This is a genomic window from Mycobacterium sp. NGS57, assembly GCF_059812405.1.
The window spans coordinates 421,729-446,824 of record NZ_JCALCP010000001.1; the positions used below are offsets into that span (position 1 = coordinate 421,729).

Genomic DNA, 25,096 nt, shown 5'->3' on the forward strand with positions numbered 1-25,096 from the left:
CTCAAGTGCAGACACACGAGATCAGGAAGCGATTCCTCGATCACTTCGTGAAGGCCGGCCACACCGAGGTGCCCAGCGCCTCGGTGATCCTCGACGACCCCAACCTGCTGTTCGTCAACGCCGGAATGGTCCAGTTCGTGCCGTTCTTCCTGGGCGCGCGCACGCCGCCGTACCCGACGGCCACCAGCATCCAAAAGTGCATCCGCACCCCCGACATCGACGAGGTGGGCATCACCACCCGGCACAACACCTTCTTCCAGATGGCCGGCAATTTTTCGTTCGGCGACTATTTCAAGCGCCGCGCGATCGAGCTGGCCTGGTCGCTGCTGACCAATCCTATTGACGACGAGGCCGACGGCGGATACGGCCTCGATCCCGAAAGGCTCTGGGCCACCGTATTTTTCGACGACGACGAGGCCTTCGTGCTGTGGCAGGAGATCGCCGGGTTACCGGCCGAGCGGATCCAGCGCCGCGGCATGGCCGACAACTACTGGTCGATGGGCATCCCCGGGCCGTGCGGCCCGTCCTCGGAGATCTACTACGACCGCGGGCCGGAATTCGGGGTCGAGGGCGGCCCTATCGCCAACGAGGACCGCTACATCGAGATCTGGAACCTCGTGTTCATGCAAAACGAGCGCGGCGAGGGCACGTCCAAGGAGGACTTCGAGATCCTCGGGCCGTTGCCGCGCAAGAACATCGACACCGGCATGGGCGTCGAGCGGGTCGCGTTCATCCTGCAGGGCGTGCACAACGTCTACGAGACCGACCTGCTCCGGCCGGTGATCGATCTGGTGGCCACGCGCGCGCCGCGCGGTTACGACGTGGGCAGCCACGAGGACGACGTCCGGTACCGCGTCATCGCCGACCACAGCCGCACCGCGGCGATCCTGATCGGCGACGGCGTCAGCCCCGGCAACGACGGGCGCGGCTACGTGCTGCGCCGGCTGCTGCGCCGGGTGATCCGCTCGGCCAAGCTGCTGGGTATCGAGGACCCGATCGTCGGCGACCTGATGGCCACCGTCCGCGACGCGATGGGCCCGTCGTACCCCGAACTGGTCACCGACTTCGACCGGATCCGGCGCATCGCCGTCGCCGAGGAGACCGCGTTCAACCGCACGCTCGCGTCGGGCTCGAAGCTGTTCGACGACGTCGCCGGCGCCACCAGGGCCGCGGGCACCGGCGTGGTGTCCGGTTCCGACGCGTTCACCCTGCACGACACCTACGGCTTCCCGATCGAGCTCACCCTGGAGATGGCCGCCGAGGCCGGCCTGCAGGTCGACGAGACCGGCTTCCGGGAACTGATGGCCGAGCAGCGCCGCCGGGCCAAGGCCGACGCCGCCGCGCGCAAGCATGCGCACGCCGACCTGAGCGCCTACCGCGAGCTGGTCGACGCCGGGCCCACCGAGTTCACCGGGTTCGACGAATTAGCTTCCGAGGCAAAGATTTTGGGTATCTTCGTGGACGGCAAGCGGGTGCCGGTGGTCGCCCATGGTGCCGACGGGGCCGACCGGGTTGAGCTGGTGCTGGACCGCACCCCGCTCTACGCCGAGTCGGGCGGCCAGATCGCCGACGAGGGCACCATCAGCGGCACCGGCGCCAACGAGAGCGCCCGCGCGGCCGTCACCGACGTACAGAAGATCGCCAAAACCCTGTGGGTGCACCGGATCAACGTGGAGTCCGGGGAATTCGTGGAGGGCGACACCGTCGTCGCCGCCGTCGACCCGGGCTGGCGCCGGGGCGCCACCCAGGGCCATTCGGGCACCCACATGGTGCACGCCGCGTTGCGACAGGTGTTGGGTCCCAACGCCGTTCAGGCCGGGTCGCTGAACCGGCCGGGCTACCTGCGGTTCGACTTCAACTGGCAGGGGCCGCTGAGCGAGGACCAGCGCACCCAGATTGAAGAGGTCACCAACGAGGCCGTGCAGGCCGACTTCGAGGTGCACACGTTCACCGAGCAGCTGGAGAAGGCCAAGGCGATGGGCGCCATGGCGCTGTTCGGCGAGGCCTATCCCGACGAGGTGCGGGTGGTCGAGATCGGCGGCCCGTTCTCGCTGGAACTGTGCGGCGGAACCCATGTGCACAACTCCGCGCAGATCGGCCCGGTGACGATCCTGGGCGAGTCCTCGATCGGCTCCGGGGTCCGCCGGGTGGAGGCCTACGTGGGGCTGGAGTCGTTCCGGCACCTGGCCAAGGAGCGCGCGCTGATGGCCGGGCTGGCGTCGTCGCTGAAGGTGCCCTCCGACGAGGTGCCCGCCCGGGTGGCCAACCTGGTGGAGCGGCTCAGGGCCGCCGAGAAGGAGCTCGAGCGCGCCCGGCTCGCCGGCGCCAGGGCCGCCGCGACCAACGCCGCGGCCGGCGCGGAGCGGATCGGTAACGTGCGGGTGGTGGCGCAGCGGATGGCCGGGGGGATCACGGCGGCGGATTTGCGCTCCCTGGTCGGCGACGTCCGGGGCAAGCTGGGCAGCGACCCGGCCGTGGTGGCGCTGATAGCCGAAGGCGAGGGCGCCACGGTCCCGTACGCGGTGGCCGTCAACGCCGCCGCCCAGGACCTCGGGATCCGCGCCAACGACCTGGTCAAGCAGCTCGCCGGGGCCGTCGACGGCCGCGGCGGCGGCAAGGCCGACCTGGCACAGGGTTCCGGGAAAGACCCGTCGGGAATCGACGCCGCGCTCGCCGCAGTGCACCGGGCGATTGCGCGGGTCGGCTGAGTGGTCTTGACCGAGCACCGCGCGCCCGACCGGCCCGGCGATCCCGCCCAGGACCCCGGCCGCGGCAGAATCCTCGGCGTCGACGTCGGCAGCGTGCGCATCGGCGTGGCCGTCAGCGACCCCGACGGCGTCCTGGCCACCCCCGTGGAGACGGTGCGCCGCGACCGCTCCGGCAAACACCTGCGCCGGCTGGCGGCGCTCGCCGCCGAGCATGAGGCCGTCGAGGTGGTCGTCGGGTTGCCCCGCACCCTGGCCGACCGGACCGGGCCGTCGGCCCTGGACGCGATCGCGCTGGCCGACACGCTGGCCCGGCGGATCGCGCCCACGCCGGTGCGGCTCGCCGACGAGCGGCTGACCACCGTGAGCGCGCAGCGTTCGCTGCGGGCCGCCGGTGTGCGGGCCCGCGAGCAGCGCAGTGTGATCGACCAGGCGGCGGCCGTGGCGATCCTGCAGAGCTGGCTGGACGCGCGCCGGGGGGCCGCCCGTGGTTGACAGCGCACGCCGAACGCGGCTCGACCGGGCGGCGCGCCGGCGCGAGGCCCAGGGCAAGAAGCGCCGCCGCGTCATGGGCCGGGTGGCGCTCGTGGTGTTCGTCGTGGTCCTCGTCGCCGGTGTGTTCGCCGGTACCCGGCTGTGGAGCTCGATGTTCGGCACCGGTGACGACTACAGCGGAGACGGCAAGCGCGACATCGTGATTCATGTGCAGGACGGCGACTCGACCACCATGGTCGGGCAGACGCTGCAGAACCAGCAGGTGGTCAAGACGGTCCGGGCGTTCGTCAACGCCGCGCACGGCAACAGCAAGATCGACTCGATCCAGCCCGGCTATTACCGGATGCGCACCGAAATCCCCGCGGCCGACGCCGTGGCGCGGCTGGCCGACCCGAACAGCCGGGTGGGGCGCCTGGTCATCCCGGAGGGCCGTCAGCTCGACGACACCACCGACATGAAAACCAACAAGGTCAACCCCGGCATCCTCACGCTGATCTCGCGCGCCACCTGTGTGGATCTCGACGGAGACCACCGCTGCGTGTCCGTGGACGACCTGCGCGCGGCGGCCACCAACACCACCCCCGCGGTGCTGGCCGTGCCCGCGTGGGCCACCGAGCCCGTCACCGAGCTGGGCAAGGACCATCGCCGCATCGAGGGCCTCATCGCGCCGGGGACCTTCAACGTCGACCCCGCGGCGCCCGCCCAAAGCATCCTGACCGAGCTGATCAGCGCCGGCGCCGTCGAATACCTGAAGTCCGGCCTGCTGGACACCGCGCACGCGCTGGGCCTGTCGCCCTACGACATCCTGGTGGTCGCCTCGCTGGTGCAGCAGGAGTCCAATTCGCAGGACTTCGCGAAGGTGGCGCGGGTCATCTACAACCGCCTGCAGGCGCGCCACACGCTGGAGTTCGACTCGACGGTGAACTACCCGCTGGATCGCCGCGAGGTGGCCACCACCGACGCCGACCGCGCCCAGCGCACCCCGTGGAACACCTACGTGTCGGCGGGGCTGCCCGCCACGGCGATCTGCTCGCCGGGTGTCGACGCGCTGCGGGCGGCCGAACACCCGGAGCCGGGTGACTGGCTGTACTTCGTCACCATCGATGCCCAGGGCACGACGCTGTTCACGAAGGATTATCAGCAGCATTTGGCCAACATCGAGCTGGCTAAGCGCAACGGTGTCCTCGACTCAGCGCGCTAGGAAGGCGGCCGTTCTGGGCTCGCCGATCGCGCATTCGCGCTCCCCGGAGCTGCACCTGGCCGCCTACCGCGCGCTGGGACTCGACGATTGGACCTACGAGCGCATCGAGTGCTCCGCCGAGGAGCTGCCGGGCCTGGTCGGCTCGTTCGGACCGGAGTGGGTCGGCGTGTCGGTGACCATGCCGGGCAAGTTCGCCGCCCTGCGCTTCGCCGGCGAGCGCACCGAGCGCGCCGCCGCGGTCGGCTCGGCCAACACCCTGGTGCGCACGGCGGCGGGCTGGCGCGCCGACAACACCGACATCGACGGGGTGTCGGGTGCGCTCGGATCGGCCTCGGGACGCGCGCTGGTCTGTGGATCGGGCGGCACCGCGCCGGCGGCGGTCGCGGGCCTGGCCGAACTCGGCGTCGCCGGCATCACGGTGGTCGCGCGCGACCCGCGGAAGGCGGCCCGGCTGGTCGAGCTCGGCACGCGCCTGGGCGTGGCGACGCGGTTCTGCGCGCTGGACGACGGCGGCCTGGCCGACGAGGTGGCCGGCGCGCAGGTGCTGGTCAGCACCATTCCGGCCGACGTCGCCGCCCGGTATGCGGACACGTTCGCGAAGGTCCCGGTGCTGCTGGACGCCGTCTACGACCCGTGGCCCACGCCGCTGGCCGACGCGGTGGCCGCCGCGGGCGGCCGGGTGATCGACGGCCTGCAGATGCTGCTGCACCAGGCGTTTTCCCAGGTGGAGCAATTCACCGGGTTGCCGGCTCCGCGAGCGGCGATGGCTGCCGCGTTGGGCTAACGTGCCGCGCATGGCGGCCGCGGTGGTGCTGCTGTGGATGGGCGCGCTGAGCGTCTGCGACATCCGGCGCCGGCGGCTGCCCAACGCGCTGACGCTGCCCGGGGCCGGGGTGATCCTGCTGGGCGCAGCGGTGGCCGGCCGCGGGCTGCCCGCCGTGGCCGGGGCGGCGGCGCTGGCCGGGGTGTATCTGCTGGTCCACCTCGTGGCGCCGGCGGCGATGGGCGCCGGCGACGTCAAGCTGGCGATCGGACTGGGCGGGCTGACCGGCTGTTTCGGCGCCGGCGCGTGGTTTCTGGCGGCGCTGGGCGCACCAGTGCTGACGGCCCTGGTCGGGGTGGTCGGGCTGATGCGCGGCGTGCGCGCGGTCCCGCACGGCCCGTCGATGTGCCTGGCCACCGCCGCGGCCGTGGCGCTCACCCTGCCTACTTGACAAACGTCGCCCCATATCAGAGTCAACGGCCGGAGCACGGAGCACGCCCGCGCGCATGGGAGAATTGTCGGGTGTTGCGCTGGATCACCGCCGGAGAATCCCATGGCCGCGCGCTGGTGGCCGTGGTGGAAGGCATGGTCGCCGGCGTGGGCGTCACCTCCACCGAAATCGCCGACCAGCTGGCCCGCCGGCGCCTCGGCTACGGGCGCGGCGCGCGGATGAAGTTCGAGCGCGACGCGGTGACCATCCTGTCCGGGATACGCCACGGCGTCACGCTCGGCGGGCCCATCGCCATCGAGATCGGCAACACCGAGTGGCCGAAGTGGGAAACCGTGATGGCCGCCGACCCGGTCGACCCGTCGGAGCTGGCGGAACTGGAAAAATCCGCCCGCAACGAGCCGCTCACCCGGCCGCGGCCCGGCCACGCCGACTACGCCGGCATGCTCAAATACGGCTTCGACGACGCCCGGCCGGTCCTGGAGCGGGCCAGCGCCCGCGAGACCGCCGCCCGCGTCGCGGCCGGCACCGTCGCGCGCTCCTTCCTGCGCCAGGCGCTGGGCGTCGAGGTGCTTTCGCACGTCATCGCGATCGGCCCGTCGGCGCCCTACGACGGCCCGCCGCCACGCCCGGAGGACCTGGCCGCGATCGACGCCAGCCCGGTTCGCGCCTATGACGAAGCGGCTGAGCAGTCCATGATCGCCGAGATCGAGGCGGCCAAGAAGGACGGCGACACCCTCGGCGGCGTCGTGGAGGTCGTGGCGCTGGGCCTGCCCGTGGGCCTGGGCTCGTTCACCAGCGGCGACAACCGCCTCGACAGCCAGCTGGCCGCCGCGGTCATGGGCATCCAGGCGATCAAGGGCGTCGAGATCGGCGACGGCTTCGAAACCGCGCGGCGCCGCGGCAGCCGGGCGCACGACGAGATGTACCCCGGCCCCGACGGCGTGGTCCGCTCGACCAACCGCGCCGGGGGCCTCGAGGGCGGCATGACCAACGGGCAGCCGCTGCGAGTGCGGGCCGCGATGAAGCCCATCTCCACCGTGCCGCGGGCGCTGGCCACCGTGGACATGGCCACCGGCGACGAGGCCGTCGCCATCCACCAACGCTCCGACGTGTGCGCGGTACCCGCCGCCGGGGTCGTCGTCGAGACCATGGTGGCGCTGGTGCTGGCCCGCGCGGCGCTGGAGAAGTTCGGCGGCGACTCGCTGACCGAGGTCCGCCGCAACATCGACTCCTACCGGCGCGCGGTCGCCGACCGGGAGTCGCCGGCGGCGCGGGGGACCGCGTGATGGCACCCAAGGCGGTGCTCGTGGGGCTGCCCGGCTCCGGCAAGTCCACGATCGGGCGCCGGCTGGCCAAGGCGCTCGACGTCGGCCTGCTCGACACCGACGCGGCGATCGAGCAGCAGACCGGCCGCAGCATCGCCGACATCTTCGCCGCCGACGGCGAACAGGAGTTCCGCCGCATCGAGGAGGCCGCGGTGCGCGCGGCGCTGGCCGACCACGACGGCGTGCTGTCGCTGGGCGGCGGCGCCGTCACCAGCCCGGGTGTGCGCGAGGCGCTGGCCGGCCACACGGTCGTCTACCTGGAGATCGGCGCGCGGGAGGGGGTGCGGCGCACCGGCGGCAACACCGTGCGCCCGCTGCTGGCGGGCCCCGACCGCGCCGAGAAATTCAAAGCCCTGATGGCCGAGCGGGTCCCGCTGTACCGGCGCGTCGCGACCGTTCGGGTAGACACCAACCGGCGCAACCCCGGGGCCGTTGTCCGCCACATCCTTTCGCGCTTGCCGGCGGCCCAGACCGGGGCGACCACATGAACTCACCGGTCACCGTGCACGTGGCCGTCGACCAGCCGTACCCGGTACTGATCGGCGCCGGGCTGCTCGACCAGCTGGACGGACTGCTGGAAGGCCGGCACCGGGCCGCGGTCCTGCACCAGCCGGTGCTGGCCGAGACCGCCGAGGCGATTCGAAGCCGCTTGGCCGACAAGGGGATTGACGCGCACCGCATCGAGATCCCCGACGCCGAGGCCGGCAAGGACCTGCCCGTCGTGGGATTCATCTGGGAGGTGTTGGGCCGCATCGGGATTGGCCGCAAGGACGCGCTGGTCAGCCTCGGCGGGGGCGCGGCCACCGACGTCGCCGGCTTCGCGGCGGCCACCTGGTTGCGTGGCGTCGACATCGTGCACGTGCCCACCACCTTGCTCGGCATGGTCGACGCGGCCGTCGGCGGCAAGACGGGCATCAACACCGACGCCGGCAAGAACCTGGTCGGCGCGTTCCACCAGCCGCTGGCCGTCCTCGTCGACCTGGACACGCTGAAAACCTTGCCGCGCAACGAACTCGTCGCCGGGATGGCCGAGGTGGTCAAGGCGGGCTTCATCGCCGACCCGGTGATCCTGGACCTCATCGAGGCCGACCCGCAGGCCGCGCTGGATCCGGCCGGCGACGTGCTGCCCGAGCTGATCCGGCGCGCGATCGCCGTCAAGGCCGAAGTCGTCGCCGCCGACGAGAGGGAGTCGGAGCTGCGCGAAATCCTCAACTACGGCCACACTTTGGGGCACGCGATCGAACGCCGGGAGCGTTACCGGTGGCGCCACGGCGCCGCGGTGTCGGTGGGCCTGGTGTTCGCCGCGGAGTTGGCGCGACTCGCCGGCCGGCTCGACGACGACACCGCCGAGCGCCACCGCAGCATCCTGACCTCGCTCGGCCTGCCGGTCAGCTACGACGCCGACGCGCTGCCGCAGCTGGTGGAATACATGGCCGGCGACAAGAAAACCCGCTCCGGCGTGCTGCGCTTCGTGGTCCTCGACGGCCTGGCCAAGCCGGGCCGGCTGACCGGGCCGGACCCGTCGCTACTGGCGGCCGCGTACGCGGGACTGGAGGCGCAATGACGAGCACCGTCAACGTCATCAACGGACCCAACCTCGGCCGGCTGGGCCGGCGCGAGCCCGACGTCTACGGGGACACCACGCACGAGCAGCTCGCCGCGCTCGTCGAGCGCGAGGCCGCAGCTCTGGGTCTGAAAGCCGTTGTGCGGCAAAGCGACAACGAGGCCGAGCTGCTGGACTGGATCCACGACGCCGCCGACGCCGGCGAAGCGGTGATCCTCAACGCAGGCGGCCTCACCCACACGTCGGTGGCCCTGCGGGACGCGTGCGCCGAGCTGCGCGCGCCGCTGATCGAGGTGCACATCTCCAACGTGCATGCGCGCGAGGAGTTTCGGCGCCACTCCTACATCAGCCCGGTCGCGACCGGAGTCATCGTCGGGCTGGGCATCCAGGGCTACCTGCTCGCCCTGCGCTACCTCGCCTCAAACGTCGAGGGCAACGTCGGCGGCTAGCGCTCCCGCTTGGCGTCGGGATCGGTGCGGATGACCTCGGTCTTGGGGTCGTCGGCGGTCGGTATGGATTCCGTCGGCGCGTCCCGTTCGGCGTCCCGTTCGGCGGTAGCGACCGACCCGGTGCGTTCCTCGGCCGCCGCGCCGGTGGCGGTCTGCGCGGGGATCTCGCCGGTCGGCGTCTCGTCGCCACGGACGGCCGAGAAGACGTCGGTGTCGGCGCGTTCGTCGTCGGACGCGCCGTGCGGGCGCGGTGGCGGGTTGCGATCGATGCGCCAGCGGCCGACGGCCACGCCGATGATTGCGGGCAGGAAGACGAGCAGCGCGGTGAACGCCGCGAACGTCGTCAACTCGCTGATGAAGCCCCCCGTGTACAGCCCGCTGTACACCAGCGCGATGAGCCAGCACACCAAGCCGCCGAGGAGGCCCGCGGTGATGCCGGCCAGCAGCCAGACCATCGCCATATCCTGGCGACGATCCGGATCGGGGTTGGCCGTCGCGTCGGCGCGGCCGTCGCGTACACCCCACACGACGACACCGATGACGAACAACAGCAGCAGCACCATGCTGATCAGCCCGGCCTGCGTCTGCCACGCGTTGATCAGCGCACCTTGAATCAAACGGACGACCACCATCGCCGCGGCGAACACCAATCCGCGCAGCATCCAGTTCCTCATGAAGGAAAAGCGTAGCGAGTACCGTCAAGGGTCGTGACACATTCCCAGCGGCGAGACAAGCTGAAAGCGCAAATCGGGGCCGGCGGGCTGGACGCGATGCTGGTCACGGACCTGAACAACGTCCGCTACCTGTCCGGATTCTCGGGCTCCAACGGCGCGTTGCTCGTGTTCGCCGACGACCGCGACCCCGTGCTGGCCACCGATGGCCGGTACCGGACCCAGGCCGCCAAGCAGGCGCCCGATCTCGAGGTCGCCATCGAGCGGGCCGTCGGGCGCCACCTGGCGGGCCGGGCGGGCGACGCCGGTGTGGGCAAGCTGGGCTTCGAGAGCAACGTGGTCACCGTCGACGGTTTCGACGCGCTGCGCGGCGAGCTGGACGACCGCAACGCCGCCACCGAGCTGGTGCGCGCCGCGGGGACCGTCGAGGCTTTGCGCGAAATCAAGGACGCCGGCGAGGTGGCCCTGCTGCGGCTGGCCTGCGAGGCGGCCGACGCCGCGCTCGCCGAGCTGGTGGCGCGCGGCGGCCTGCGCCCCGGCCGCACCGAGAAGGAAGTCAGCCGCGAGCTGGAGTCCCTGATGCTCGACCATGGCGCGGACGCGATCTCGTTCGAGACCATCGTGGCCGCCGGGCCGAATTCGGCCATCCCGCACCACCGCCCGACCGACGCGGTGCTGGCCGACGGGGATTTCGTCAAGATCGACTTCGGCGCGCTGGTGGCCGGCTACCACTCCGACATGACCCGCACCTTCGTACTCGGCAGGGCCGCCGAGTGGCAGCTCGAGATCTACCAGCTGGTCGCTGACGCGCAGCGGGCCGGCCGAGAGGCGCTGGAACCGGGCGCCGGTTTGCGCGACGTGGACAACGCCGCGCGCCGGCTGATCGCCGACGCCGGCCACGGCGAGCACTTCGGCCACGGGCTGGGGCACGGCGTGGGCCTGCAGATCCACGAAGCGCCGGGAATCGGGGCCACGTCCGCCGGTACACTGCTTGCGGGCTCCGTGGTGACCGTGGAGCCCGGCGTCTATCTACCGGGCCGTGGTGGTGTCCGCATCGAGGACACCCTGGTGGTGACCGCGAAGACCCCGGAATTGCTGACCCGGTTCCCCAAGGAACTGGCCATCCTCTAGGAGACACACCGACCGTGGCAACGACTGCCGATTTCAAGAACGGACTGGTATTGGCCATCGACGGCCAGCTGTGGCAGATCGTCGAGTTCCAGCACGTCAAACCCGGCAAGGGGCCGGCGTTCGTGCGGACCAAGCTCAAGAACGTGCTGTCGGGCAAGGTGGTCGACAAGACCTACAACGCCGGGGTCAAGGTGGACACCGCCACCGTGGACCGCCGCGACACCACCTTCCTGTACCGCGACGGGTCGGACTTCGTGTTCATGGACAGCCAGGACTACGAACAGCACCCGCTGCCGGAGTCCCTGGTCGGCGACGCCGCCCGGTTCCTGCTGGAGGGCCTGCCCGTGCAAGTGGCGTTCCACAACGGCGCGCCGCTGTACATCGAGCTGCCGGTGTCGGTCGAGATGGAGGTCACCCACACCGAGCCCGGCCTGCAGGGCGACCGGTCCAGCGCGGGCACCAAGCCCGCCACCGTGGAAACCGGGGCGGAGATCCAGGTGCCGCTGTTCATCAACACCGGGGACAAGCTGAAGGTGGACACCCGCGACGGCAGCTACCTGGGCCGCGTCAACGCGTGAGCAGGCCGCATGCCTGCTAAGGGACGTCATCAGGCCCGCAAGCGCGCCGTCGACCTGCTGTTCGAGGCCGAGGCCCGCGGGCTCGGCCCGGCCGAGCTCGTCGACGCGCGCACCGCGCTGGCCGGCACCAACCCGGACGTGGCGCCGCTGCACCCCTACACCGCCGCGGCGGCCCGGGGGGTCGGCGAGCACACCGCACACGTCGACGACCTGATCAGCTCGCACCTGCAGGGCTGGACGCTGGACCGGCTGCCCGCGGTGGACCGGGCCATCCTGCGGGTGGCGGTGTGGGAGCTGCTCTACGCCGACGACGTCCCCGAGCCCGTCGCCGTCGACGAGGCCGTGCAGCTGGCCAAGGAGCTGTCCACCGACGAATCGCCGGGCTTCGTGAACGGGGTGCTGGGCCAGGTGATGCTGGTGACGCCGCAGATCCGGGCGGCGGCCCGCGCGGTCCGGGGCAGCCAGGACACGTGACCCAACTGGAGCTGCGTGTTGTCGTCGCCGCGGTATTGGCGGCGTCGGTGGTGCTCGGCGCCGTCGTGTGCGCCGCCTACGGGTGGGCCATCGCCGCGTCGGCGCTGGCGATCTACGCGCTGGGCGTCGGCGCCTGGCTGTATCACTCGATCGAACGCCTGGTGATGGCCCGCCGCATCAGCACGGTCCGCTCCGCGGCCCGCCCCCTGCAGCCGCTGCTGCCGGTGATGGCGGCCCTGATGGGCCTGACGCAGGCCGTGGTGCGCTCGCTGACCGACGTCACCGCCCTGCCGGTGCGCGGCCGGGAGCTGCCGGTGCTGCGCCGATTGAGCCGCAACGGCGAAGACGAGGGCGCACAATAGCTCCATGAGCCGAGATAGCGCCCGCCCGAAACGACTTCGTGTGTCCGCGCTGGCGGCGGTGGCCAACCCGTCGTACACGCGCGTGGACACCTGGAACCTGCTCGACGACGCGTGCCGTCGCCTGTGCGAGGTCGACCTCGCCGGGCTGGACAAGGCCCACGACCTCGCCCGGGTGAAGCGCCTGATGGACCGCATCGGCGCCTACGAGCGCTACTGGCTGTACCCCGGCGCGCGCAACCTGGCGACGTTTCGCGCCCACCTGGAGAGCCTGTCGACGGTGCGGCTGGCCGAGGAGGTCTCGCTGGCGGTGCGGCTGCTCAGTGAATACGGCGACCGCGCCGGGCTTTTCGACACCTCCGCGCCGCTGGCCGAGCAGGAGTTGGTCGCCCAGGCCAAACAACAGCAGTTCTACACGGTGCTGCTGGCCGACGATTCCCCGGTGACGGCCCCCGACAGCCTTGCCGAATGCCTACGGGCGCTGCGCAACCCGTCCGACGAGGTTCAGTACGAGCTGCTGGTGGTGGGCAGCATCGAGGACGCCGTCACCGCGGTCGCCCTCAACGGCGAGATCCAGGCGGCGATCATCCGCCACGATCTGCCGCTGCGCTCGCGCGACCGGGTGCCGCTGATGACCACGCTGCTGGGGGCGGCGTGCGACGACGTGGTGGCCGGCGACACCCAGGACTGGGTGGAATGCGCCGAATGGATCCGGGAGCTGCGGCCGCACATCGACCTCTACCTGCTCACCGACGAGTCGATCGCCGCGGAGACCGAGGACGAACCCGACGTCTACGACCGCACCTTCTACCGGCTCAACGACGTCACCGACCTGAACAGCACGGTGCTCGCGGGACTGCGAAACCGTTTCGCCACACCGTTTTTCGACGCGCTGCGGGCCTACGCGGCGGCCCCGGTCGGCCAGTTCCACGCGCTGCCGGTCGCCCGCGGCGCCAGCATATTCAACTCGAAGTCGTTGCAGGACATGGGCGAGTTCTACGGCCGCAACATCTTCATGGCCGAGACGTCGACCACCTCGGGGGGTTTGGACTCGCTGCTGGACCCGCACGGCAACATCAAGAAGGCGATGGACAAGGCGGCCGTCACCTGGAACGCCAACCACACCTACTTCGTCACCAACGGAACCTCGACGGCCAACAAGATCGTCGTGCAGGCCCTTACCCGGCCCGGCGACATCGTGCTGATCGATCGCAACTGCCACAAGTCGCACCACTACGGGTTGGTGCTCGCCGGGGCGTACCCGCTGTATTTGGACGCCTACCCGCTGCCCGAGTACGCGATCTACGGGGCGGTGTCGCTGCACACCATCAAGAAGACGCTGCTCGATCTCGAGGCGACCGGCCAGCTGGACCGGGTGCGCATGCTGCTGCTGACCAACTGCACCTTCGACGGCGTCGTCTACAACCCGCGCCGGGTGATGGAGGAGGTGCTGGCGATCAAGCCGGACATCTGCTTCTTGTGGGACGAGGCGTGGTACGCGTTCGCGACGGCGGTGCCGTGGGCGCGGCAGCGCACCGCGATGGTGTCCGCCGATCGTCTCGAGCAGATGCTGGGATCGCCGGAATACGCTGCGGAGTATAGGGATTGGGCCGCGGAGATGGAAGGTGTCGACCGCTCCGAGTGGCTCGAGCGCCGGTTGCTGCCCGACCCCGCCCGCGCGCGGGTGCGGGTGTACGCGACGCACTCGACGCACAAGTCGCTGTCGGCGCTGCGGCAGGCGTCGATGGTCCACGTGCGCGATCAGGATTTCAAGGCGCTGACCCGCGACGCGTTCGCCGAGGCGTTTTTGACCCACACCTCGACGTCGCCCAACCAGCAGCTGCTCGCGTCGCTGGACCTGGCGCGCCGGCAGGTCGACATCGAGGGCTTCGAGTTGGTCCGCAACGTGTACAACATGGCGCTGGTGTTCCGGCACCGGGTGCGCCGGGACCGGTTGATCAGCAAGTGGTTTCGCATCCTCGACGAGTCCGACCTGGTGCCCGACGAGTTCCGGGCGTCGTGCGTCAGCTCCTACCGCGAGGTGCGCCAGGGCGCGCTGGCCGAGTGGAACGAGGCGTGGCGCTCCGACCAGTTCGTGCTGGACGCGACGCGGGTCACGCTGTTCGTCGGCGACACCGGGATGAACGGGTACGACTTCCGCGAGAAGATCCTGATGGACCGGTTCGGCATCCAGATCAACAAGACCTCGATCAACAGCGTGCTGCTGATCTTCACCATCGGGGTCACCTGGTCGAGCGTGCACTACCTGCTCGACGTGCTGCGGCGCATCGCCACCGACTTCGAACGCAACCACAGCGCCGGGGGCAAGGAGGACCGCGACCTGCAGCGGCGGCGGGTCGAGGAGATCACCGAGGACCTGCCGCACCTGCCCGACTTCAGCGAATTCGACGTGGCCTTCCGTCCCGTCGACGCCTGCAAGTTCGGCGACATGCGGTCGGCGTTCTACGCCGGGTACGAGGAGTCGGACCGCGAGCACGTGCTGATCGGCATGGCCGGGCGGCGGCTGGCCGAGGGCAAGACGCTGGTCTCGACGACGTTCGTGGTGCCCTACCCGCCCGGCTTCCCGGTGCTGGTGCCAGGGCAGGTGGTTTCCAAGGAGATCGTGTACTTCCTCGCCCAGCTCGACGTCAAGGAGATCCACGGCTACAACCCCGATTTGGGGCTGTCGGTGTTCACCGAGGCGGCGCTGGCCCGGATGGAGGCCCAGCGCAACGCGGCGGCGGCCGCGGTCGGTTCGGCCTACCCCGCGTTCGAGCTGCCCGCCGATGCTGCTGCGCGCAACGGCGACAGCGCCGTGGCGGCGGTCAGCGAATCCGACCGCTGAGCTGGCGCTGCGCGCCCGGCGACCACTCGGTCAGGCTCTCTCGGATTCCGCGGGTGATCTCGTCGCGCCGAATCGCGCTGCCGGCCGGGCCTTTTGGATGACAGCCGCAGGTCAGCGTGCCGAACGCGCCCGGGTCGGCGCCGGCCGGCGGTGCGCTGACCCCGACGCCGGCCGCGAGGACCACCATGGCCGCGCCGATCAGTGCATGCGCGACGTGCAGTGGCTTCATCGCCTCCATCGGCGCCAGCCTACGACGAGGGTGCTGAGAAGCGGCTGAGAGGCGCCCGGCAGAATCTACAGTCGTGGGGGTGCGTTCGTTGTCGCCCTTCCGCTTGGGGGTCGCCGCTCGCTCGGCCGCCGTATCGGCGGCGGCCGTGTTGATCGCGCTCACGTTCGCCGGTGCCGTGTTCGACGCGATCCTCTACCGGTCGCTGCTGGCGGGCGTCGACGATGCCACCGCGGCCAAGGTCCGCATCATCGCCGACGCCCTGCGGGCCGATCCGCCCGGCGAACTCGGCGAACTCGACGAGGCGTTGCTGAGCACCAACCAGCGGGTGGTCGCGATCCAGGTGATCGACCCCGGGGGCAACGTGGTGAAGCGTTCCGGCCTGGCGCCCAGGACGCCGCTGGTCGCGGTCACCGAGTTCGGGCACGACCTGCGCCGCGGCATGCCCGACGACGCGGTGGCCGGCGACGACATGCGCGCCAGCGGTCAGCGGGTGACGACCGGGAGGGGAGATTTCACGGTGATCGTCGGCGGCGGCAGCGAGGCGGTGGAGGCGACCGCGCGGACGGCCGCGCTGCTGTTGGCGTGCGGCGCCCCGATCATCACCGCGGTGGCGGCGGCCGCCAGCTACCGGTTGGTGCGCCGGTCCCTGCAGTCGGTGGACGCGATCCGCAGCCGGGTGGCCGAAATCTCCGCGTCGGATCTGTCCGGGCGGGTGCCCGTGCCCGACGGCGACGACGAGATCTCGGCCCTGGCCGTGACCATGAACGACATGCTGTCGCGCATCGAGGCCGGTCATCGCGCGCAGCAGCGCTTCGTCGGCGACGCCTCGCACGAACTGCGCAGCCCGCTGACCACCATCATCTCCGGGCTGGAGGTTGCCGAGGCCCATCCCGAGTTGCTCGACGCGGAGTTCGCGGTCAGCACCCTGCTGCCCGAGGCGCAACGCATGCACGTGCTGGTGCGGGACTTGCTGATGCTGGCCCGCGCCGACGAGAAGCGCCTGACGCTGCAGCAGGAGGAGGTGGGCCTGCACGAGCTCGCCGAGGCCGAGGCGGCCCGGGCGCGTCGCGAGGCGGCGTGCGCGGTCGTCACCGACATCGGCCCGGCGCGCCTGACCGGTGACCCGGCGGCGTTGTCGCGGATGATCCGCAACCTGGTGGATAACGCTGTCCGCCACGCCAATTCGCATATCGGGATCGAGGTGGCCGACCGAGACGGGACGGCCACGCTCACCGTCTGCGACGACGGCCCCGGCATCGCCCCGGCGGACCGGGCGCGGGTGTTCGAACGCTTCGTGCGCCTGGACTCCGACCGCTCCCGCGCCGGGGGCGGCGCCGGCCTGGGCCTGGCGATCGTCGCCGAGGTCGTCGCCGCGCACGGCGGCACGATCACCCTCGACGAGCGGCCCGGCGGGGGGACGCGCGCGGTCGTGGTGCTGCCTCAGCACACCAACCGATAGCCGACGCCGCGGACCGTTTCAATGGTGTTGGTGCCGAAGGGAACGTCGATCTTGCGGCGGACGTAGCCGACGTACACTTCGACGACGTTGTCCGGGCCGTCGTGGTGTTCGTCCCACACGTTGCGCAGGATTTCGGCCTTCGTCACCGCCCGGTCCTGGTTGCGCATCAGGAACTCCAGCAGCCCATACTCGCGGGGCGTCAGGGCGATCGGGGTCGAGCCGCGTTGGACGGTGTGCCGCGCGGGATTCAGCGACAGCGTTCCGGCGCTCAACACGACCGGTCGCTCGGGTGCACCGCGACGAGCAAGCGCCCGCAGCCGCGCCACCAGCACCCGGAACGAAAACGGTTTGGTCAGATAGTCATCCGCCCCCAGATCGAACGCGTCGATCTCGTCGTACTCGCCGTCTTTGGCGGTCAGCATCAGCACCGGGGTCCATACGTTCCGCGCGCGCATCCGGCGCAGCACCTCGTACCCGCTGCGGCCGGGGAGCATGATGTCGAGGACGACGACGTCGAAGCCGTCGGTCAGCGCCTCCTGCAGGCCCTCTTCGCCGGTCTCGACGGCCGCGACGACGAAGCCCTCGGCCTTCAGCCCCATCGACACCGTCGCCGACAATCGCCGCTCATCCTCGACGAGTAGGACCCGCATGTCGCTACGCTACCGCCCGTTTCGCTCACCGGGATCGCAAAGGCGGCGCGCGCGCCGGGGTGGCGCATTGGCGCGCCGCGCGCGGGTTTGCGCTGGTCGCCGCCGAATCGCGCCCGGCGCAATGCCCTAGGCTGCCCCGACGGGCCCCGCGCGGCCGCCCGGAACGGACCCCCGACCCGGGTTAGCGTGACGGCGTGGCGCACCCAGTACCGATAGGCGGACCTTTCCCGGGGTCCCGGTCCGACCGGGCCCGCCGGGTCGCCGACGTCCTGCGCCAGCAGGTCCACGCCGGCGCCTACCCCGACGGCCTGCCCGGCGAACACGACCTGGCGGCCGAATTCTCGGTGTCGCGCAACACCGTTCGCGAGGCGCTCACCGTCCTCAAACGCGAAGGGCTGATCGACCGCGGGCCCAAGGTCGGCACCCACGTCGCCCAGCGCAAGTACACCCACGGCCTCGACGCGCTGCTGGGGTTGAAGGAGACGTTCAAAGACCTTGGCGAGGTCCGCAACGAGGTGCGCGCCGCCATGGCGGTGACCGCCCCGCCGTCGGTGGCCCGCCGGCTGCGGCTGGAGCCGGGCGAGCAGGCGGTGTTCATCGAGCGGCTGCGCTACCTGGGCGACCTGCCGCTCAGCCTCGACCTGACCTACCTGGTCCCGGACATCGGCGCGCAGATCCTGGACCACTCGCTGGAAACCTGCCTGGAAAGCCAGGACCTGTTCGGGCTCATCGAGCGGGTCAGCGGGCGGCGGCTGGGGTCGGCGTCGCTGGCGCTGGAGGCCATCCCCGCCGACGCGCACTCGGCGGCCACGCTGCAGGTGCCCGACGGGGCCGCGCTGCTGATGCTGGAGCGTCTCACCAGCCTCGACGACGGCAGACCCGTTGACTTGGAGTACATCCGGATGCGTGGCGACCGAATCACCATGCGCGGCAGCCTATTGAGGAGCAAGCTATGACGTTGGTCAACAACCGCGCGGACGTGCCGGTCACGATCGACGAGTCGCTGTGCATCGACGGTTGCACGCTGTGCGTCGAGGTCTGCCCGCTGGACGCGCTGGCCATCGACCCCGACACCGGCAAGGCCTTCATGCATGTCGACGAATGCTGGTACTGCGGCCCCTGCGCGGCCCGCTGTCCCACCGGCGCCGTCACCGTCAACATGCCCTATCTGCTGCGCTGAGATGCGCTGAGATCACGCTGAAATCACAAGGCCCCCAATGAAACCCAACACCGTCCTATCGGTGCTCATCGCGGTGGCGGCGCTGGTCTCCGGCTGCTCGCTCGAATCGCTGTCGCAGTCCTCCGGCGTGGTCAACGTCGTGGTGGGCTACCAGTCCAAGACCATCAACACCGTCACCGCCGGCGCGCTGCTGCGCGCGCAGGGCTACCTGGAACGCCGACTGGCCGACATCACCACCCGCACCGGAACCAGATACGCGGTGCGCTGGCAGGACTACGACACCGGCGCCCCGATCACCGCGCAGATGCTCGCCGAGAAGATCGACATCGGCTCGATGGGCGACTACCCGATGCTGATCAACGGGTCCAAGACGCAGGCCAACGCGCGGGCCCGCACGGAGATGGTGTCGGTCACCGGCTACAACCCCAAGGGCGCGCTGAACATGGTTGTGGTGAACCCGGATTCGGCGGCGAGCACGCTGGGAGACCTGGCCGGGGCGAAGGTCTCGGCCAGCGTGGGCTCGGCCGGCCACGGCACGCTGGTGCGCGCGCTGGCCCGGGCCAACGTGACCGGCGTCGAGGTGCTCAACCAGCAGCCCCAGATCGGCGCCTCGGCGCTGGAATCCGTTCAGGTGCAGGCGCTTTCGCAGTTCGTCGCCTGGCCCGGGCTGCTGGTCTACCAGGGCAAGGCCAAGTTGCTCTATGACGGCGCCGAGCTGAACCTGCCCACCCTGCACGGGGTGGTGGTGCGGCGCTCGTACGCGTCCGCCCACCCCGAGGTGCTCGCCGCCTTCCTGCAGGCCCAACTGGACGCCACGGATTTCCTCAACCAGAAGCCGCTGGAGGCGGCGCGCATCGTGGCCCAGGTCAGCGGGCTGCCGCAGGAGGTGGTGTACCTCTACAACGGCCCCGGCGGGACGTCGTTCGACACCACGCTCAAGGGATCGCTGGTCGAGGCGCTGAAAAGCGATGTGCCGTACCTGAAGTCGATCGGCGACTTCGCCGACCTCGACATCGGCAAGTTCGTCGTGGACTCACCGCTGCGCGCGGTGTTCGCCGCCCGCGGCCTGGACTACGACGCGGCGCTGGCGCGCACCGCCAACCCGTCGGTGCTGCGCGGTGATCCGGCCCGGGCCAGCGAGCTGTGGCTGGACGGGGCCGACGCGACCCAGACCGTCGCCGACCCGACCGGCCTGCTGCAGGCGATCAGGGACGCCACCGCGCGCGGCGCCAAGGTCCGCGCGGCCTACGTCCCGGACACCGAGCTGGGGACCCGATGGTTCGCCGACAAGGCGGTGTGGGTGCGCGACGGGCAGGCCTACTACCCGTTCGGCACGTCGGCCGGGGCGCGCCGCTACCTCGCCGCGCATCAGGGCAGCACCACCGTGGATTACCAACGAGCAGTGGGAGGTTCGGTATGACCGCCGAGTTGAGCGAACGGGTTGCCGTTCCGCTGCCCGCCGCGGTACCGGGGGCCGCCCCGCGCCCGTCGGCCTGGGCGTCGCGGCCGTGGCGGTCGCGGCTGCTGCGGCTGGCGTCGGTGGCCGCCGCGATCGGGCTGTGGCAGTTGCTCACCGCCGGTAGGGTGCGGCTGCTGCTGCGGTTCGACACGCTGCCCACCGTCACCGAGATCGTGCACGCGCTGGGCCGCCGGCTCGGCGCAGGAGAGTACTGGCTCGACCTGGCGCAGTCGTTGCTGCGGATCCTCACCGGTTTCGGGCTGGCCGCCGTGGTCGGCGTCGCGGCCGGCGTGCTGCTGGGCCGCTCGCGGCTGTTCGCCGACACGTTCGGCCCGCTGGCGGAGCTGGCCAGGCCCATCCCCGCTATCGCGATGGTGCCGGTGGCGATCCTGCTGTTCCCGACCGACGAGGCCGGCATCGTGTTCATCACGTTCCTGGCGGCGTTCTTCCCGATCATGGTCAGCACCCGGCACGCGGTGCGGGCGCTGCCCACGCTGTGGGAGGACTCGGTGCGCACCCTGGGCGGCGGCCGGTGGCAGGTGCTCGGCCAGGTGGTGCTGCCGGGCATCCTGCCGGGCGTGTTCGGCGGGCTGTCGGTGGGCATGGGGGTGGCGTGGATCTGCGTCATCTCCGCGGAGATGATCTCGGGCCGCCTCGGGGTCGGTTACCGCACCTGGCAGGACTACACCGTGCTGGCCTACCCGCAGGTGTTCGTCGGGATCATCACCATCGGCGTGCTGGGGTTCGCGACGTCGGCGGCCGTCGAGCTGGTGGGCCGCCGGGTGACCCGGTGGCTGCCGCGCGCACAGGAAGGAGCGAGATGACCGCGAAAAACATTGGGATGAGTCTCGAGCTGGACCGAGTCCGGTTGTCCTACACGGGAAAACCCGTCATCGATGGGCTGAGCCTGGCGGTGCGGCCGGGGGAGATCCTGGTGCTCACCGGGCCGTCGGGCTGCGGCAAGTCGACCGTGCTGCGCGCGCTGGCCGGCCTGCTGACCCCCGACGACGGCCGCGTGCTGGCCGACGGCGCCGAGGTCACCACCACCTCCGGCGACCGCGGCATGGTGTTCCAGGACAACGCGCTGCTGCCGTGGCGCACGGTGCGGTCCAACATCGAACTGGCGCTGCGGCTGCGCGGTGAGCCGCGGGCCACCCGGCGGGCGGCGGCCGAGCGCTGGATCTCCGAGCTCGGCCTGGGCGGCTTCGGTCACTTCTTGCCCAAGAGCCTGTCCGGCGGGATGCGCCAGCGCGTCCAGCTGGCCCGCGGACTGGCCGGGGCGCCGCGCGCGGTGATGATGGACGAGCCGTTCGGGGCGCTGGACACCCAGACCCGCGCCGCCATGCAGCGGCTGCTCATCGACACCTGGCGCACCCACCCGACCACGATCGTCTTCGTCACCCACGACGTCAGCGAGGCGCTGGCGCTGGGGGACCGGATCGTCGTGCTGGGCCGGGCCGGGGAGCCGCCCCGCGCCTCGATCGAGGTGCCCGATCCGCGCAGCGACGCGCCCGCGGAGGAGCTGTACGCGCAAGTCATTGCCGCGCTTGACCATTCGGTGGCCGCATGATGCAGATTCCCGATCCGGGGGCGCCGCTGCGCCTCGACTGTGACGTGCTGGTGATCGGTGGCGGCACCGCGGGCACCATGGCCGCGCTGTCCGCCGCCGAGAGCGGGGCGCAGGTGCTGCTGCTGGAGAAGGCCCACGTGCGGCACTCCGGCGCGCTGGCGATGGGCATGGACGGGGTCAACAACGCCGTCATCCCCGGCAAGGCCGAGCCCGAGGACTACGTCGCCGAGATCACCCGCGCCAACGACGGAATCGTCAACCAGCGCACCGTCTATCAGACGGCGACCCGCGGCTTCGCGATGGTGCAGCGCCTGGAGCGCTACGGGGTGAAGTTCGAAAAGGACGAGCACGGGGAGTACGCGGTGCGCCGGGTGCACCGCTCGGGCTCCTACGTGCTGCCCATGCCGGAGGGCAAGGACGTCAAGAAGGCGCTCTACCGGGTGCTGCGGCAGCGCGCGATGCGGGAGAAGATCCGCATCGAGAACCGGCTCATGCCGGTGCGGGTGCTGGTCTCCGAGGGGCGCGCCGTGGGGGCCGCCGCTCTGCACACGCGCACCGGCGAGTTCTATGCGATCGGCGCCAAGGCCGTGATCCTGGCCACCGGCGCCTGCGGGCGGCTGGGCCTGCCCGCGTCGGGCTACCTGTACGGCACCTACGAGAACCCGACCAACGCCGGCGACGGGTACGCGATGGCCTACCACGCGGGCGCGGAGCTGTCGGGAATCGAGTGCTTCCAGGTCAACCCGCTGATCAAGGACTACAACGGGCCCGCGTGCGCGTACGTGGCCAACCCGTTCGGCGGCTACCAGGTCAACGCGCACGGCGAGCGGTTCGTCGACTCCGACTACTGGTCGGGGCAGATGATGGCCGAGGTCAAAAGCGAGATCGACTCCGCCCGCGGGCCCATCTACCTCAAGGTGTCGCACCTGCCCGACGAGACGGTGAGCGCGCTGGAGAACATCCTGCACACCACCGAGCGCCCGACCCGCGGCACCTTCCACGCCAACCGCGGCCACGATTACCGCACCCACGACATCGAGATGCACATCTCCGAGATCGGTTTGTGCAGCGGGCATTCCGCGTCGGGGGTGTGGGTCGACGAGCACGCCCGCACCACCGTTCCGGGGCTCTACGCGGCGGGGGACATGGCCTGCGTCCCGCACAACTACATGATCGGGGCGTTCGTGTTCGGCGACCTCGCCGGCACGCACGCGGCCTCCACGCTGCGGGAACTGGCTGCGCCGCAACGGCTCCCGGACGATCAGCTGCGCGAGGCGCACGAGCTGATCTACCGGCCGCTGCGGCACCCGGACGGCCCCCCGCAGCCGCAGGTCGAATACAAGCTGCGGCGCTTCGTCAACGACTACGTGGCGCCGCCCAAGACCGCGGCCAAGCTGTCCATCGCGGTGCGCACCTTCGACCGGATGCGCGAGGAGATCGCCGAGATGGGCGCCCACAACCCGCACGAGCTGATGCGCGCCGTGGAGGTGTCGTTCATACGGGACTGCGCCGAGATGGCCGCCCGCTCGTCGCTCACCCGCACCGAATCACGCTGGGGCCTCTACCACGACCGCGCCGACCTGCCCGGCCGTGACGACAGCCAGTGGGGCTACCACCTCAACCTGCGCAAGGGGCCCGGCGGCGAGATGGTGTTCCTGAAGCGGCCCGTCGCACCGTATTTCGTGCCCGTCCCGGAGCTCGACGGCCTGCCGCCGACCGATCAGGCGGTGTACGAGGTGGAGCAGCCGCCGCTGGTCGGCGGGCAGGCCCCGCCCACCACCCGGTCCCGGATCGCCGCGCCCGCAACGGCGTTCGAGCCGCCGTCGCCGCGCATCGCCGAGGTCCTGGCGCTGCAGGAGCCGACGATCGCCGACCTGCGGCCGTACCTGGCCGACGCCGATCCGGGGGTGCGCCGCACCGCGGTGGTCACGCTGACCGAGCACATCCCCGACGGTTACGCGCCCGCCCTGTTCGCGGCGCTGGACGACACCGACGCCGCGGTGCGCCGCGCCGGTGCCGAGGGCGTCCGCGAGCTGGTCGAGGTGCTGCCCGACCCGGGCGGTGTCGAGCCGTACCTGCGCTCGGCCGACACCGTGGTGCGCGCGGCCGCCGTCTACCTGCTGGCCGCGCGCCGCGCCGGTGACGGCGCGCAGTACCGGCGCGCGCTGGACGATCCGGACCACCGGGTGCGCATCGAGGCGGTGCGCGCACTGGTGTCGGTCGACGACGTGGCCGGGGTGGTCGCCGCCACCGGCGACGAAAGCCGGGAGGTCCGGATCGCGGCGGCCGCGGGCCTGGCGACCCTGGGGGACGGTGGTGCGGCGGTGAGCGCGCTGGTGGCCGACCCCGACCCGCTGGTGCGCGCCGCCGCGCTGGCCGCGCTCGGTCAATTGGGTTGCGGGCCGGACGATTTCGCCGCTGTCGAACGCGCCCTGCGGGCGCCGGCCTGGCAGGTGCGGGAGGGCGCGGCCCGCGCGCTGTCCGGCGCGGCGGCCGGGCTCGCGATCCCGCGCCTGGGCGAGGCGCTGGCCGACGCGCACCTCGACGTGCGCAAGGCGGCCGTGCTCAGCCTGACCCGGTGGGCGGGAGAGCCCGCCGCCCGCGACGCCCTGGGCATCGCGCTCAAGGACGGCGACGCCGACGTGCGGGCCTACGCGCGCCGCGCGCTGGACGTCACTTGAGCATGCTGCCCGCGTCGATGGTGACGGGCAGGCCGGTGATGTAGCGGGATTCGTCCGAGGCCAGGAACAGCACCGCGTTGCTGATGTCGGCCGGCTCGACCCACCCGATCGGGAGCACGTGCATGAACTGCGCGGCGACCTTGAGGTCATCCGGGCCCGGGTTTTGCAGGTCCGGCCGGAACAGCTTCATCGTGCCCTCGTTCATGAACATCGGGGTGTTCACGTTGGTGGGGTGCACGGAGTTGACGCGGATGAAGTGCTGACCCAGTTCGACCGCGAAGGTCCGCATCAGCCCGACCACGCCGTGCTTGGCGGCGATGTAGTGGCCGGTGTGGGGGTAGGCCTTCAGGCCGCCGACCGAGCTGGTCAGGATGATCGACCCGCCCTGGCCCTGGGAAATCAGGTGCGGGACACCGGCTTTGACGGTCTTCCACACCCCCGACAGGTTGACGTCGATCATGTCGCGCCAGTCGTCCTCGCTGGTCTTGTCGAGGGTCTGGCCGCCGTTGCCGATTCCGGCGTTGGCGCAAATGATGTCCAGGCGGCCCAGCTGCTCGACGCCGCCGTCCACCGCCGCCTTCAGGGCGTCGTAGTCGCGGACGTCGACCTCGGCGGTCACGATGCGGCGGTTGAGGTTCTTGACGAGGTCGGCGGTTTCGGCGAGGTCATCCGGTGTCGACGGCGGGATCACGGTGTTGCTGCTGACCGGCTTGCAGATGTCGACCGCGATGATGTCGGCGCCCTCCTCCGCCAGCCGCAGGGCGTGACTGCGCCCCTGGCCGCGGGCCGCCCCGCTGATCAGCGCGACCTTGCCCTCCACCCGTCCACCCATGACTGCACCTCACTTGTGTTTGTCG

Annotated in this window: 25 protein-coding genes; 21 read left to right on the forward strand and 4 right to left on the reverse strand. The window is 71.2% G+C overall.

What is annotated here, in order from left to right:
- The first annotated feature begins 5 nt into the window (after positions 1-5).
- From alaS to aroQ, 9 genes are all read left to right on the forward strand, one after another.
- The gene (gene alaS, locus AC5Y43_RS02220; RefSeq protein WP_499968840.1) at positions 6-2,708 is read left to right on the forward strand and encodes an alanine--tRNA ligase; all 2,703 of its coding nucleotides are present in this window, start codon (positions 6-8) and stop codon (positions 2,706-2,708) included.
- Complete coding sequence (gene ruvX / locus AC5Y43_RS02225; RefSeq protein ID WP_499968842.1) at positions 2,709-3,200, forward strand: Holliday junction resolvase RuvX; 492 nt, start codon at positions 2,709-2,711, stop codon at positions 3,198-3,200. It begins immediately after the preceding gene.
- Positions 3,193-4,401 (forward strand): endolytic transglycosylase MltG, encoded by a 1,209-nt coding sequence (gene mltG / locus AC5Y43_RS02230; RefSeq protein WP_499968844.1) that lies wholly within the window; start codon positions 3,193-3,195, stop codon positions 4,399-4,401. Before ruvX ends, mltG begins: the two co-directional genes overlap by 8 nt.
- Positions 4,379-5,185, forward strand: coding sequence for a shikimate dehydrogenase (locus AC5Y43_RS02235; protein ID WP_499968846.1), 807 nt, complete (start codon positions 4,379-4,381; stop codon positions 5,183-5,185). Before mltG ends, AC5Y43_RS02235 begins: the two co-directional genes overlap by 23 nt.
- A gap of 10 nt (positions 5,186-5,195) precedes the next feature.
- Positions 5,196-5,615: a prepilin peptidase gene (locus tag AC5Y43_RS02240; protein ID WP_499968848.1), complete on the forward strand. Its 420-nt coding sequence runs from the start codon at positions 5,196-5,198 to the stop codon at positions 5,613-5,615.
- Between the two features lie 71 nt (positions 5,616-5,686).
- Positions 5,687-6,901, forward strand: coding sequence for a chorismate synthase (gene aroC / locus AC5Y43_RS02245; protein ID WP_499968850.1), 1,215 nt, complete (start codon positions 5,687-5,689; stop codon positions 6,899-6,901).
- Complete coding sequence (locus AC5Y43_RS02250) at positions 6,901-7,428, forward strand: shikimate kinase (protein WP_499968852.1); 528 nt, start codon at positions 6,901-6,903, stop codon at positions 7,426-7,428. The genes aroC and AC5Y43_RS02250 overlap by 1 nt, the downstream gene beginning before the upstream one ends.
- Positions 7,425-8,504 (forward strand): 3-dehydroquinate synthase, encoded by a 1,080-nt coding sequence (gene aroB / locus AC5Y43_RS02255; protein WP_499968854.1) that lies wholly within the window; start codon positions 7,425-7,427, stop codon positions 8,502-8,504. Before AC5Y43_RS02250 ends, aroB begins: the two co-directional genes overlap by 4 nt.
- The gene (gene aroQ, locus AC5Y43_RS02260; RefSeq protein WP_499968856.1) at positions 8,501-8,953 is read left to right on the forward strand and encodes a type II 3-dehydroquinate dehydratase; all 453 of its coding nucleotides are present in this window, start codon (positions 8,501-8,503) and stop codon (positions 8,951-8,953) included. Before aroB ends, aroQ begins: the two co-directional genes overlap by 4 nt.
- Here the strand turns inward: aroQ and AC5Y43_RS02265 are convergent.
- Positions 8,950-9,627 (reverse strand): B-4DMT family transporter, encoded by a 678-nt coding sequence (locus AC5Y43_RS02265; protein ID WP_499968858.1) that lies wholly within the window; start codon positions 9,625-9,627, stop codon positions 8,950-8,952. The two genes, aroQ and AC5Y43_RS02265, sit on opposite strands and share 4 nt — an antisense overlap.
- A 33-nt stretch (positions 9,628-9,660) precedes the next feature.
- Between AC5Y43_RS02265 and AC5Y43_RS02270 the strand changes: the two genes are divergently transcribed.
- From AC5Y43_RS02270 to AC5Y43_RS02290, 5 genes are read left to right on the forward strand one after another with little or no spacing between them, the layout of a single operon-like run.
- On the forward strand, positions 9,661-10,755 hold the full coding sequence (locus AC5Y43_RS02270) for a M24 family metallopeptidase (protein WP_499968860.1): 1,095 nt from the start codon (positions 9,661-9,663) through the stop codon (positions 10,753-10,755).
- A 14-nt stretch (positions 10,756-10,769) separates the two neighbouring features.
- The gene (gene efp / locus AC5Y43_RS02275) at positions 10,770-11,333 is read left to right on the forward strand and encodes an elongation factor P (protein WP_499968862.1); all 564 of its coding nucleotides are present in this window, start codon (positions 10,770-10,772) and stop codon (positions 11,331-11,333) included.
- 9 nt (positions 11,334-11,342) lie between these two features.
- The gene (gene nusB, locus AC5Y43_RS02280; protein ID WP_499968864.1) at positions 11,343-11,807 is read left to right on the forward strand and encodes a transcription antitermination factor NusB; all 465 of its coding nucleotides are present in this window, start codon (positions 11,343-11,345) and stop codon (positions 11,805-11,807) included.
- A complete protein-coding gene (locus AC5Y43_RS02285; RefSeq protein ID WP_499968866.1) occupies positions 11,804-12,169 on the forward strand; it encodes an antitermination protein NusB in 366 nt (121 codons plus the stop codon). Before nusB ends, AC5Y43_RS02285 begins: the two co-directional genes overlap by 4 nt.
- Positions 12,170-12,173: 4 nt before the next feature.
- A complete protein-coding gene (locus AC5Y43_RS02290; RefSeq protein ID WP_499968868.1) occupies positions 12,174-15,011 on the forward strand; it encodes an aminotransferase class I/II-fold pyridoxal phosphate-dependent enzyme in 2,838 nt (945 codons plus the stop codon).
- On the opposite strand, the gene AC5Y43_RS02295 is transcribed toward AC5Y43_RS02290, so the two are convergent.
- Positions 14,992-15,249 (reverse strand): hypothetical protein, encoded by a 258-nt coding sequence (locus tag AC5Y43_RS02295; protein ID WP_499968872.1) that lies wholly within the window; start codon positions 15,247-15,249, stop codon positions 14,992-14,994. The genes AC5Y43_RS02290 and AC5Y43_RS02295 overlap by 20 nt on opposite strands.
- A gap of 70 nt (positions 15,250-15,319) precedes the next feature.
- Here AC5Y43_RS02295 and AC5Y43_RS02300 point away from each other — a divergent pair, with 70 nt between their 5' ends.
- Positions 15,320-16,699 (forward strand): HAMP domain-containing sensor histidine kinase, encoded by a 1,380-nt coding sequence (locus AC5Y43_RS02300; protein WP_499968874.1) that lies wholly within the window; start codon positions 15,320-15,322, stop codon positions 16,697-16,699.
- Here AC5Y43_RS02300 and AC5Y43_RS02305 read toward each other — a convergent pair.
- Entirely contained in the window at positions 16,681-17,349 is a 669-nt protein-coding gene (locus AC5Y43_RS02305; protein ID WP_499968876.1) for a response regulator transcription factor, read from the reverse strand. The genes AC5Y43_RS02300 and AC5Y43_RS02305 overlap by 19 nt on opposite strands.
- 194 nt (positions 17,350-17,543) lie before the next feature.
- Between AC5Y43_RS02305 and AC5Y43_RS02310 the strand changes: the two genes are divergently transcribed.
- Genes AC5Y43_RS02310 through AC5Y43_RS02335 form a run of 6 tightly spaced genes read left to right on the forward strand, consistent with a single transcriptional unit; the run spans position 17,544 to position 24,239 of the window.
- Entirely contained in the window at positions 17,544-18,305 is a 762-nt protein-coding gene (locus AC5Y43_RS02310) for a GntR family transcriptional regulator (protein WP_499968878.1), read from the forward strand.
- The gene (locus AC5Y43_RS02315; protein WP_077098705.1) at positions 18,302-18,529 is read left to right on the forward strand and encodes a 4Fe-4S dicluster domain-containing protein; all 228 of its coding nucleotides are present in this window, start codon (positions 18,302-18,304) and stop codon (positions 18,527-18,529) included. The genes AC5Y43_RS02310 and AC5Y43_RS02315 overlap by 4 nt, the downstream gene beginning before the upstream one ends.
- Positions 18,530-18,566: 37 nt before the next feature.
- Entirely contained in the window at positions 18,567-19,949 is a 1,383-nt protein-coding gene (locus AC5Y43_RS02320) for an ABC transporter substrate-binding protein (protein ID WP_499968881.1), read from the forward strand.
- The gene (locus AC5Y43_RS02325; RefSeq protein ID WP_499968883.1) at positions 19,946-20,812 is read left to right on the forward strand and encodes an ABC transporter permease; all 867 of its coding nucleotides are present in this window, start codon (positions 19,946-19,948) and stop codon (positions 20,810-20,812) included. Before AC5Y43_RS02320 ends, AC5Y43_RS02325 begins: the two co-directional genes overlap by 4 nt.
- Positions 20,809-21,558, forward strand: coding sequence for an ABC transporter ATP-binding protein (locus AC5Y43_RS02330; RefSeq protein WP_499968885.1), 750 nt, complete (start codon positions 20,809-20,811; stop codon positions 21,556-21,558). The genes AC5Y43_RS02325 and AC5Y43_RS02330 overlap by 4 nt, the downstream gene beginning before the upstream one ends.
- Positions 21,555-24,239: a fumarate reductase/succinate dehydrogenase flavoprotein subunit gene (locus tag AC5Y43_RS02335; RefSeq protein WP_499968887.1), complete on the forward strand. Its 2,685-nt coding sequence runs from the start codon at positions 21,555-21,557 to the stop codon at positions 24,237-24,239. Before AC5Y43_RS02330 ends, AC5Y43_RS02335 begins: the two co-directional genes overlap by 4 nt.
- Here the strand turns inward: AC5Y43_RS02335 and AC5Y43_RS02340 are convergent.
- Entirely contained in the window at positions 24,232-25,071 is an 840-nt protein-coding gene (locus AC5Y43_RS02340) for a mycofactocin-coupled SDR family oxidoreductase (RefSeq protein ID WP_499968889.1), read from the reverse strand. The genes AC5Y43_RS02335 and AC5Y43_RS02340 overlap by 8 nt on opposite strands.
- Positions 25,072-25,096: the final 25 nt, after the last annotated feature.